The 9873-nt window shown below is 56.8% G+C and carries 8 protein-coding genes; 4 read left to right on the forward strand and 4 right to left on the reverse strand.

Translation table 11 applies throughout. The features are described 5' to 3' along the window. Positions 1 to 1379: 1379 nt before the first annotated feature. A complete protein-coding gene (locus HUI96_RS28830; protein ID WP_188258141.1) occupies positions 1380 to 3575 on the forward strand; it encodes a hypothetical protein in 2196 nt (731 codons plus the stop codon). A gap of 84 nt (positions 3576 to 3659) precedes the next feature. Here the strand turns inward: HUI96_RS28830 and HUI96_RS30210 are convergent, their stop codons facing one another. From HUI96_RS30210 to HUI96_RS28850, 4 genes are all read right to left on the reverse strand, one after another. Next, complete coding sequence (locus HUI96_RS30210) at positions 3660 to 4808, reverse strand: HNH endonuclease (protein ID WP_425299324.1); 1149 nt, start codon at positions 4806 to 4808, stop codon at positions 3660 to 3662. Between the two features lie 321 nt (positions 4809 to 5129). Continuing rightward, positions 5130 to 5597 (reverse strand): hypothetical protein, encoded by a 468-nt coding sequence (locus tag HUI96_RS28840; protein ID WP_210320374.1) that lies wholly within the window; start codon positions 5595 to 5597, stop codon positions 5130 to 5132. Beyond that, positions 5594 to 6253 (reverse strand): DUF4339 domain-containing protein, encoded by a 660-nt coding sequence (locus HUI96_RS28845; protein WP_237684464.1) that lies wholly within the window; start codon positions 6251 to 6253, stop codon positions 5594 to 5596. The genes HUI96_RS28840 and HUI96_RS28845 overlap by 4 nt, the downstream gene beginning before the upstream one ends. A 384-nt stretch (positions 6254 to 6637) precedes the next feature. After that, positions 6638 to 7165: a DUF805 domain-containing protein gene (locus HUI96_RS28850; protein ID WP_188258144.1), complete on the reverse strand. Its 528-nt coding sequence runs from the start codon at positions 7163 to 7165 to the stop codon at positions 6638 to 6640. Between the two features lie 393 nt (positions 7166 to 7558). Between HUI96_RS28850 and HUI96_RS28855 the strand changes: the two genes are divergently transcribed. From HUI96_RS28855 to HUI96_RS28865, 3 genes are all read left to right on the forward strand, one after another. Next, positions 7559 to 8158, forward strand: a complete 600-nt coding sequence (locus HUI96_RS28855) for a recombinase family protein (protein ID WP_210320375.1) — start codon at positions 7559 to 7561, stop codon at positions 8156 to 8158. Between the two features lie 445 nt (positions 8159 to 8603). After that, positions 8604 to 9302, forward strand: coding sequence for a hypothetical protein (locus tag HUI96_RS28860; RefSeq protein ID WP_188258146.1), 699 nt, complete (start codon positions 8604 to 8606; stop codon positions 9300 to 9302). Beyond that, the gene (locus tag HUI96_RS28865) at positions 9289 to 9786 is read left to right on the forward strand and encodes a hypothetical protein (RefSeq protein ID WP_188258147.1); all 498 of its coding nucleotides are present in this window, start codon (positions 9289 to 9291) and stop codon (positions 9784 to 9786) included. Before HUI96_RS28860 ends, HUI96_RS28865 begins: the two co-directional genes overlap by 14 nt. Positions 9787 to 9873: the final 87 nt, after the last annotated feature.

Here is a 9873-nt window from a genome sequence, read left to right on the forward strand (position 1 = left end):
GGCGCTCACCGTCGCCCTACAATAAGGGGGTCAAAATTGGACGCCGATCAGGGGTCAGTTTTGCGCGCCGATTGACAGCCAAGCCATAGGTGCTGGAGTATCTCCCGCAGATGCAGCCCGGTTCGCACGCTCCTTTTCAGAGGGCGCATATATTCTAACGACGCCTGATGGGCTGATTGGAAAGTGGCCGACGGGTGAAGCTGAACTACGCATAACCGATCCCGATCAGGCAACTGCCCTAAAGGACACGTTATCGGGGAAACTCATAGCGCTGCAACTCCAGACGTTGCCGCGCATCACGATCATCGTGGAGCCGGTGCCGCCCCGAGACTACCTGATCAATATCAATAACCAGACCGCTCGCGCTCGCGAGCGGCAGAGCGAGGTTTTCGCCGTCGATCCGGGAGCCGTCACCGTCCGTATTTCACGCGAGGGCAAGCCCGATTGCATATGGGAGGGGCAACTATCCTCAGGCGATGAGAAATCAGTGCACTGTCGGATGTAAGCATAACCCGTCGGTACTCGGCTGCACATCTCGGGCGCAGGTATTCTGCAAGTGACGCTCTACGACACGTGCAACCTCCAAAAATTCCAAGCTCAGAAAAGCATTGCGCTCCTTGCTCCGGCGAGTCCGTGGTTACTGAGCGCACCTTCTTCGATGACAGGTCGGGTAAGAGTGGTCGCCTTGGTAGCCTGTTGTGAACCATCAGCTACAATCGGGGATGCTGGAGCACATCACGTGAGTGACAGGGCCTGACTCCCTCAGTAATGTGGGCTGGGGTAGTGGGGTTCTAGCAATGCCTTTTCGGCAGATAATCTTCGGCGCGTGCTTCGCGCTCCTTTCTTCGTCGGTTTCCGCACAGACGCTCGGAGATTTGCTCCAAGCAATCACGAGAGATGCAGTTCGGAGCCAGCCAGCGGCGAGCCGCCAAACGCAGGAAGTGCCATATCGGTGGCTGGTCGTCGCTAGTCGAGATGACGCTCAAGAAGCCATCCAACTCGCGCAGACTTTCACGAACACACTCGGGGATGTATCCGTTGCACAATCATCTAATGGGCGCTTTGCGGTAGTCGCCGGTTTCTTAGGACATGCGAAAGCCAAGGCAAACACAGAGGCTCTCAAAGGAATACGGCTCGTACCCCAGGATTCCTTCCTAACCGGCGGAGAGAAGTTTCGTGGCGTCGTATGGACCTCAGGCTCAGGGTTCGAAACTGAGATTGTGCAACGACAGGCCGTACGGCGATCCGTAAGCCGCCTTCAAAATGCCTTCGCACGTCTTGGATTGTACTCGGGCGCTGTCGATGGTGCCATCGGACCCGCGACCAGCGAAGCTTTCAACAAATATGTGCAGCGCTTCGCCCCACCGGTTTGGGAGAGCTTGGACGAGTACGCGCTCGCTTCAATCGAACAAGTAGCTGTTGATGGGTTTCGTAGTGACCAGGAGCGCCTAGAGGCCCGTCAGAGAGGTTTCCAGGACGCGGCGGCCATGTCGGAAGCCGTTGCAGCGGGGTTCTACACGAGCACGGACTACGGTGAGGCAACGCGGTTTGGCTTCCGCAGCAAACAAGAGTTCGAGCAATTCCGGATGTCTGGATTTGGCACGAAATCCGAGTTTGACGATGCAAAGCTCAAGGGCTTCGCCGACAAGGCCGCATACGAAGTTCATCGGCAGCAGGCGCTAGCCGCCCTGGAGCAGCGAGCGAGGGAATTGCTCGACGATGCTGAGCAGTTTCTCCGCATAAATCCGCAAACAACAAACATCGTCGAATTGGCTAGCGCGGCAGCCGCATTGAAGGCGTCCCTCGGCGTCCAAGGTGTAGATGAAGTCTCGAAGCGCCTCGATGAACTCAGCCGTGGCCTGAGCAGCGTCAGTGGGTTCGACGCATTCTCGAAGGCAAGAGCCGATGAACGGCTGGCCGAGAAGCAAAAGAAGATTGCGGACCTCCGGGAACGTCTTGAGCAACAGCGCCAAGCGATCCGGTTGTGGATGGCCCAAAATCTAATGCATCAGGCAACTGCCGATCTCGCAGATGAGATGATTGCTGTTGAAAAGGCCGTGGCGAGCGGCGACCTGGACGCCCTCTCGAAGAGCGCCACAAGTCTTTCTGATCTGTTGACCCGTTGGGGACTGAAGGCAGACATAGATAAGCTGATCATTTCGGGTGGCTCGGCGGCGGCAGTCAGCGAGAAACCCGAATACACAATCACTCAAACCCCACTTAACGCATTCCTTCTGAACGGAAATGGTGACGAATGGGTGGCGCTCTATAACGCGTCGTCCTCCGCTCCCTCGATAATCCGCAACCTCGTTGGGGATTATGTTTTCGAGAAGCGCTCGGCAAAAATCTGCATGCTTCCGAAATCATCAGACCCCAGCCTCCATCGCGCGATATCGCACGAGCTAAGGCAATTCGAAGCTGAGCAGGTCGAGATAAGCCGAATTCGATGCAGCGCAGAGACCCTCCTTTCGTACGACATCATTCTCCTAAACCGTCGAGAGTTCCTGAAATCTGAGCCGACGTTCGCTGTGCGAATTCTGAATCTCCTGGATGCGCGCGAGTTGCGAGAATTTCCCAGCCTCTCGCACGCCAAACTGCGCGAATTCCAAATCGCGGAGGGGAAAGAGCGCGATTTAATCGCCAGTGAGATCGAGACTGGAGCCCGGAATGGTTTCGGCGCTCTCATGCTGAACGAAGGAAAGCCGAGCCTGTGTGGGGTCGTTGCTGAGGACGCTGTCGGTCATAGAGAGTTGATCAAACAGGTCCGCGATTTCATTCAAAGCGAGGGCCGCAAGCGTCCAGAGGTTCAGTTCTCGAACGCGGAAGAAGCGTATCGCGCGATTCAGCGCGAGGAATGTAGTGCGGTGTACGCGGATGCGGCGCAACTAAAGCTCATCTCGTCTGCTCTCGCCCGTGATGGAAGAACATTTGCCTACGCTCCTTTGTGGTTCGCTAACGAAACCATCACGAAGCTGGATCAGCAGAAACAAGAGGAACGGAAACGCCAGACCGAGGAGTTGGAGGCCAAGCGCATAGCCGCCGAGGAGGAGCGCCGAATCCAGGCAGAGAAAGAGTCCCGTCACAAGGCCGAAGCTGCCGAGAGGGAAAGGGCTCTTCAAGATCGGAATGGGGCTGAGGCAAGGGCTCTACAGGAGCGGCTGTCGGCTGGACTTCAACAGCTAGTCACACCGGGCACGTCAAAGGTTGACCAAGGCCAGATTGCGGACTTCGTGAAACAGGCGACGGTTCTCTTTCCCGAGTTCATGAGTTGGAACTCGAAACTGCCGGTCGAGCTATGGACGGCAAAGGCGCTGAAGACCGAAATAACTGATTACGGTACCGGGGTGTGGAAGGACCGCCATCTTGAGCAGATCGCACTGCGGGTGGAGGTCGTGGTGGAGAGCGCTGCGCGTGGGGAGAAGCGTACCGAATGCTTTCAGCTAGGCGTGTTGGTGGACGATGAGTTCCGAAGCTACCGAGACAGCCTGGAGGTCCAGTGCTCTCCAGATGATGCCGAGCAACTGAAGACGTGGACGACGGCTCACCGATTTGAGAGTCGTTGGCGTGCTGATTGAGAGGGCTTCCACCGACGCCGTGAACGGCTCCGGCTGGGATTCAAAACGACCGGATACGATTCATTGCTGATATCCTAGTACCTTTCACGTTTCTTCTACCGCCCAACGTGCGAGGTTGTTTCGATGCCACGCGAGAGCCGCCGAACTCGGATGCCAATCTTCTCTCATGGGCAATTTCAGGCGTTGTCCCTCCAGTTCCCAGTAGATGCTGTCCTCCAACTCCGGAGACACCATGATCTGAAGCTCAGGATTGACTGCAATCAGCCCGAGGTCAAACAGCGTGTGTAAGTCGGCACGAAGGAGAAGGCCGTTAGTAACGTGATTGGTGGTTGTGCCACGGTACGGATGAATGTGGGCGGCCTCAAGCACGTGAGGGGTACGGCACCCAGTTATTGCGCAACAAGCCCCATACGCCTCCAAAAGTTCGGTTCGGAAAGCGCCTTGCCCTTGTCGTTGAGCGACCATGCGCAATGTTCGCTCGCGTCCATCTTCCACACTTATGGGGTCAAACGGCTCTACCTCGAACGCGAACTTCGATTCTGAGGATGGAATGCGCTGGAGGATGAAGTTTGTGGGCCGCGACTCGGAATGTGAAACGTATCGAAAGCGCCCCTCATACCTAAAAGCGGCTCCTGTGTGCTCGTATTTGCGCTCTCGATAAAAAAGAAGGAGTTCGAGGTCGCGCTTTCGGTGCTCAACGATCTTATAGTCGCTACGACCTGTCCTCTGACCCTGCCAATGTAGCGTGTCGCCTTCCAGCCTGTCCTTATACTGAGTACGATCACGCGACTTCTCTCGCGTTACGAACAGCCAGACTGAGTTGGTGCCCTTTGGCTGGAAGACGCCCGTGTTGATTGTTGCGTCAGTGACCTCGAACATCTCCTTGAGGTCCTCACGCGCATAAACCTCTCCAGGAGTGAGCCTCGCCGACGTATATGTCGCGGCGGCTTCAGCGCCGTCCCCAAGGCGTGCAATCCGGAATCCAAGTTCCTCTAGCTTACGTTGGACTGTGCGTTCGCCACCGCTGAAGTCGTACGGTGTGAGAGGTCCTTGATCGGGAAACTCGTAGCCGAACGCCGCTCCGATAATTGCCTTCGAGTCGTAATGCTCTCCGTCAAGTTCGAGGAAGAACTCCCGTGATTTTCCAAATCCATATTTCGCAAGAAACGCGTCGCGACCAAGTCGGTTGAATTCCTCGAGGCCTGTTTGATGGATGCAGGATCGGAAAGGGATGTGAGGCGCATGGAGAGTCGTACTTCGTCAGAGGTGATGCTCAGAGTTCTTGCGGCGGAAGTCATTGGCACACGAATCTGATGTAACTGCAATACGCGGACGTATCAGAAGTAGCGAACTTCTCCCATTATCGAGTGAGCGTTACCACTAATCTCGTCCCGTCAACGACATTAGTCCTACGAGCATTTAGCCCGGATTGAATTCGAGCCCGTAAAAGATAAGTTCAGCACTCCGAGCCAGCGACGCGGTGCACTTCCTAGTGTATGTCGCAGCACCTTTAGGAACGCCCCGGAGATTAGAACTCACTTCGCTAAGCGGCTGTCAAATCGGCGTGGGCTTCATGAGGTCCGGTGGCCGGAAATAAAACAGGTCGCGCAGCCAGTAGACGGTATCCTCAACCGATCCGGTGAACTGGTTCACGGCGTAGCGCCAGATCAATAGGCTGATCAGAATATTCGCCGCCGCAATCCCGAGAGGTTTCTGCCATTCCGCCAGATGCAGGCGTGATCGATCCTGCATGATCTTCACCCCGATGATGACAATGGCCGCGACCGGTGGACCGATCACCAGCGGAATGCACGCCAGATAGAACGCAATGTCCGACACGGGCATCTCGTTCAGGCGTCTTCCGAAGATCAGCTTCACGAAATGACTGATGCTGCTGGCATCCTCCAGCGGTACGAAGGTGCCGCAGTTCTCGCACGTCGTCGAGGTTGGCCTGAGGGCGAACGAACACTTCGGGCACCTGTGGCGGACAGCCTCGGGATAAGTCCGGACGAGGCGCGTCAAAGGATAGCTCCCGCCGCCAACCGACGCATGTAGCGCTCGTTCATAGCCTTTGCCGTCTGGTAGGCGTCGATCATCGACCAGATGTTGATGATCCATCCGAGCATCACGATCCAGAGACCGATGCACAGGACCATCATAAGGAGCCCCTTGCCGATCTGCCCGTTATAAAACTGACCCAGTCCACACAGCAGGATAGACAGGACCAGCGCGGTTCCAGCCGACTTCGCCTTTGCTTCGCCGCTCTCCAGGATCACCGTGGGCGTGACCTTTGGGTCCGGGGCGATATTGTTGGTCACCTGGACGATGGTCGCGCCCTTGGCCGCCGTGACCTGTCCATTGCCGGTATCGGCCTGCGATGAATCGCTGTAATGGGCGATCCGCTGGGCAGGCGCTGCGGACGGAAACAGCAAGGCAAGAGCCTTGTCCTCACCGGCTCGGCACCACTTGTCGGTTCCGGACTTATTGACTTCGGTATCTCGGGTCATTCGTCCATCTCGAACAAATTCGCGCAACTGATGTCCGGTGAACGGGCCATAATTGGTTCCGTCGGTATGCATGAACCATTGGCCGTCGAGAGGATGAGGTGGAGGTGTTGGTACTGAAGAGGAAGATGATGTGGTCGCCGGAAGTGCGGCGGCACCATTCTCTGAAGTCATTAGATCAGGCCCCCTATGGTTTTGACCAGACCGTATTTCGACGAGTGTTTAAATGTCGTCAAATGGTCGCAAACTTTTTTATCGCCGTAAGACAATCTCTCGAAATACCCGGATCGAGGACGCCGCCGTGATGCACGCCGATTCGCGACATCCGGATCGAACTGGTCAACGTCAAACAACCTAACTGCCCTAGCCAACCTTCCATTTACAAGATTTCTTGGCTTTGCAGATCAGTTCAAGCGTCTGCCATTCCAGGAATGATCGAGGCGCTCGACGATATCCGTCATAGGGTGCCGTATGAAACTCGTAGACCGCCCTCTGAGCGCATGAAGAAAAGGGCGGGTGAAGTTCCCGCCCTTTCGTCCCGTCGGAATGGTTGTCGAGTCAGAGCACGGTCGCACGCGGTGCGGGCCGTGGTGTCGCAATCGGCATAGGCAATTCGCCTGGAACCGGTCCGTATTGATTCTGGTGCTTCTGGCCCGGTGTGAAAAGGAGCCAGCACACGACGCCAATGCCAAAAATGAGCACGATGACAGACAGAATGGGCCTATATTCGGGTGGGGCGGATGCGACAATGGGGTTGGCACCGAGGCCGAGGCCGTTGATCCAGATCGCGTGAACACCAGCGAGCCCCATGTCGTGAAGCCGCTTCATGGTGAGTGCGAGCCCCATCCAGAAGCCGATGACTGACATAACGCCGATGATGAGCAGGCCGACCCATCCGGTGCCATCTTCGTCAGACAAGTGAATCCAGAAACCAATCGCGTCGATGACGAAGACCATCAGAACCGCAAAAATAGACCACCACAGATACCGAAGGCGCGCAATTCGACCGTTGAAGCTAAACAGGATTTGAGTACCAGTCACGAACCCCCCCTCAGGTGTGACGCTGAACGGATGGAGTTTTACCATCGGCTACTCTCTCGTCAATGAGACGAAAGCCAAGGCGATCAATGGTCTACAAGACAACCCAGCAATGGCACGAGGTTCATATGAGTTGGGGACTTCATAGGCGCTTACAAAAATCTCGCTCCTTTCTATTCGCGATCCCGCCAACCAGTCAGCCTCTACATCCGGCAGCGGGTTGCCTCCGGATGTGGAGGCCGATTAGGTCTTCGACGGAAGGGGAGAACCCAGCATACAGCTTGATTCAGGTCCCCTCCCAACCCCCATCTCCCCACTCCCCTCCGTTCCAAAAACCCTTGGCTTTGCAGACTCGCGGCACGAACTTCGTGAGGCCATTTCCTTCCCATCCAAAAAATCCGTGCAACAATGCCGATCATCTGCACGGGAGTTTTTGGACGAATGGGGCGAGCATACGGGTATTCGAGGTGTTCAACGTCGGCAGGCGACTGGGCGATCCAGCTTGATGCGCTCGCCAGGGCCGGGGTGGATGATCGAGATGTCTATCGGGAGAAGGCATCCGGCGTGAACCGAGACCGGACGGAACTTCGTCGCGTGCTCGACCTACTCAGGCCCGATGACCGGCTTTACGTGTATGCGCTCGACCGCCTTGCCCGCTCGCAGTTGCATCTGCTCCAGATTGTCGAGGAGATCGAGAAGAAGGGTGCGAAGCTCGTGAGCCTGCGCGAGAGCATCGACACGTCCACGGCCATAGGTAGGTTTTTTACAGGAATCCTGGGAAGCCTCGCGGCGATGGAAAGAGAACTGATCCTTGAGCGAACCAAGGCAGGAGTCGCTCTGGCCCGACAACGGCAGGTTCGCTTCGGTAGACCTCCGAAGCTCTCGCCCCCGCTGATCCGGCAGGTGCTGCTCGCCCATGATGATCCGGCCACGACGGTGCCCGAGACCTGCCGTGTCCTCGGTATCTCCAGATCGAGTTATTATTCGGCGCTGCGGGCCGGGCGATTGCAAGACAAAGAGCTTGTGGTCAAAGCCGCCTGATCCGGAAGTTCGTGGATCATGACGGTCCAGCACGGTCGAGACGGACCGTGCAGAGACCGTGGCGACGTGAGGCTGCCTGGGAGCCGTGCTGACCTGATCGCCCTGGTTCTGCGGGTCTCCTCCCAGCGGCTCCTATCCGCGAACTTCGCCTACCTGTTCATCCGAGGTGTTGATCTCGACGTGTTGCTCGTTTGGCCGAGTTCATTGAGTTCGTCGAGTTCATGTGGCCGGGCGGAACGCGCGGCTGTTGCTCTCGTGTTGATCCCCGACACGAGGCCAAAGCCTGTTCTTCCCATTGAACAATTACTCTATTCATGAGCCGTTGATCAATATTGTTCAATAGGAAGCGTGTGAAGTTCGCGCTCTAGCGTGTGGCGTCGGAGATTTATTGCGAGGCGAGAACGGCCTCATGTAAATTGATCTCATTCAATAGAGAGATTTTTACATGAGTGATCTTGAACAATGGCTTGACGATTTTGTTGGCGAATCCTTTCCTCCTAATAGCACATCTGACCCGCACGTAACGAGTGCGTCGGCGAAGGCCCCTAAGAAGGCCAAGAAGACCTCGAAGGGAAGCAATCAGCCCTGGTATACGAAGTTCCCGCCCATCGAGCGGGTCCGGGCTATGCGAGCGCAGTTCTTCGACAACGGCCCCAACCCAGGCAAAGGCAATACCCAGCACACCCTCAAACTGCGCGTTTATCTCGATGACGGACTGCCCCTGAATCAGCGCGAGCCCCACTGGCACCGTGTGGTCGAACTGATCGAACCCAAAAAGGTCGTAGCCTGGGCCGTGGCTGAACATGACGGGGGCAGGCTCGCAGAGGACGATCTCGCGCGCTACCGCGCCGTCGCCGATGACCTGCGGGCCTGGAAAGAAGAAGAGCCTGACTCGGAATGGGCCAAGATGGGCCATATCGGCTCGCCCCCCGGCAACCACTACTTCCATAACCAATTCGTCGCCGTCCGCTGCGGGGCCTCAGGCGAGATGGACGCCGTCTTCCATCTCGAAGACGGGCAGATCGAGATCGACCGCTTCTACGCGAACAAGCGCTCTCGCAAGGCAAATGCGCCGAAGCTGCACGGCCTCTACGACCCGTACGGCGCAATCGTCTCGAAGGAGGACGGCGATGGCGAGCTTTGATTCCGAGAAGCTCGTTGCGGGCATGCGCAAGCTCGTGGGTGAGGTTCAGCGCCTCACCCAGAAGGTCGAGTTCGTCGAAGAGGAAAATGGAAAGCTGCGGCGGATGCACGACGAACTCACCACTCATCTCGGCAAAATACGAACTTCAGTGGCGAACATGGACGAGATGCTCGACGCTGGACTGAAGAACATCGGTGAGGGCCTTGACCGGATTCTGGAAGAGCGCACCGGAGCCATCCAGGCGGAGAGCAAGGAACTCCGGCAGGATGTTGCCTTCCTCCAGGCTCTCGTGGCCGGGCACGAGGTCGTCCTGATTGAGATTACCGGTGACCCGACGACACCTGTGTTCCCGACTGACCTTACGAAGAACGAAGCCGACCCAGCGGCGCACAGCGAGGCTACAATATCTCCGATCTATGGGCAGCCACGGAGCGGAACCAGCACTGAAAAGATCGGGGAATCTGCCCTTTCTGGCCGCTCGTAGCTCGCCTCCGCTGTGAATCGGCGTGCAATTTTGACCCCTTAGCAGGGAGGATCGGCGTCCAAAATTGACCCCCCTCATTCAGTCGAT

Source organism: Pseudaminobacter soli (ex Zhang et al. 2022) (genome assembly GCF_014595955.1).
In the GTDB taxonomy this organism is placed as follows: Bacteria; Pseudomonadota; Alphaproteobacteria; order Rhizobiales; family Rhizobiaceae; genus Kumtagia; species Kumtagia pseudosoli.

Coding starts and splice junctions, on each gene's coding strand:
- HUI96_RS28845 (WP_237684464.1), bottom strand. CDS start 6,253: ATGACTTCAGAGAATGGTGCCGCCGCACTTCCGGCGACCACATCATCT.
- HUI96_RS28850 (WP_188258144.1), bottom strand. CDS start 7,165: ATGGTAAAACTCCATCCGTTCAGCGTCACACCTGAGGGGGGGTTCGTG.
- HUI96_RS28855 (WP_210320375.1), top strand. CDS start 7,559: ATGGGGCGAGCATACGGGTATTCGAGGTGTTCAACGTCGGCAGGCGAC.
- HUI96_RS28860 (WP_188258146.1), top strand. CDS start 8,604: ATGAGTGATCTTGAACAATGGCTTGACGATTTTGTTGGCGAATCCTTT.
- HUI96_RS28865 (WP_188258147.1), top strand. CDS start 9,289: ATGGCGAGCTTTGATTCCGAGAAGCTCGTTGCGGGCATGCGCAAGCTC.